Source organism: Hoeflea sp. BAL378, assembly GCF_000759435.1.
Taxonomy (GTDB): domain Bacteria; phylum Pseudomonadota; class Alphaproteobacteria; order Rhizobiales; family Rhizobiaceae; genus Hoeflea.
On sequence record NZ_JRJG01000120.1, the window covers coordinates 1 to 844 of the forward strand.

General features: G+C 70.6%; 1 protein-coding gene. It reads right to left on the bottom strand.

What is annotated here, in order from left to right:
* Positions 1-47: 47 nt before the first annotated feature.
* Positions 48-844, bottom strand: a 797-nt coding sequence (locus LL06_RS20945; RefSeq protein ID WP_345775690.1) for a crotonase/enoyl-CoA hydratase family protein, incomplete at its 5' end; no start/stop codon positions are given.

Here is an 844-nt window from a genome sequence, read left to right on the forward strand (position 1 = left end):
CCCCCGCAAGGGGGGAGATTGGAGGCCGCGGCAATGCGACCAGCCCCCTATTTCTTCCGCGCCATGAAGGCCTGGAAGGCGGCCAGCGCCTCGGCGCTCTGGAGCTGGGCGGCGAACAGGTCGCCCTCCTCGCGGATGCGGGCGATCACCTGGTCCGGGTGGGGCTTGACCAGGCGGCGGGCAAGGGCGAGCGCCTTGGGGGGTTTTTGGGCGAGGTGGTCGGCGGCGGCGAAGACTTCCGCCTCGAGCTCGCCTGCGGCGACGGTCCTGTAGATGAGGCCGGCGCGCTCGGCCTCCTCGCCCGAGAACGGAATGCCGGCGGCGAGCAAAGCGAAGGCCTTCTGGTGGCCGATAGCCGCGGGGGCGAGCAGGCTGGAGCCGGCCTCGGGCACCAGCGCCAGGTCGACGAAGGGGGTGTGGAATCGCGAGGTGGGCGTGGCGAAGGTGAGGTCGCAATGCATGTGGATGGTGGCGCCGATGCCGATCGCCAGGCCGTCGACGCCGGAGATCACCGGCTTGGCGGCCCCGGCGAGCGCGAAGAGGAAATCGGCAACCTCCTCGCCCTTGGAGGCGCCCATGGCGACGGCCATGAAATCCTGCATGTCGTTGCCCGAGGAGAACGCGCCCGGCGTGCCGAGGATAACGTGCACCCGCACCGCCTCGTCCGCCTCGCCGTCGGCCAGGGCCCCGGCCATGGCCGCATACATGGCGCGGGTGATGGCGTTCTTCTTTTCGGGCCGGTTGAAGCGGATGACGTTGACGGCGCCGGCCAGGCCCGCGCGCTCGATGAGAATGTGGTCGGTCATGTCTGTCCCCTTGAGGCTGGTGTCCGGGTCCGGCCGGG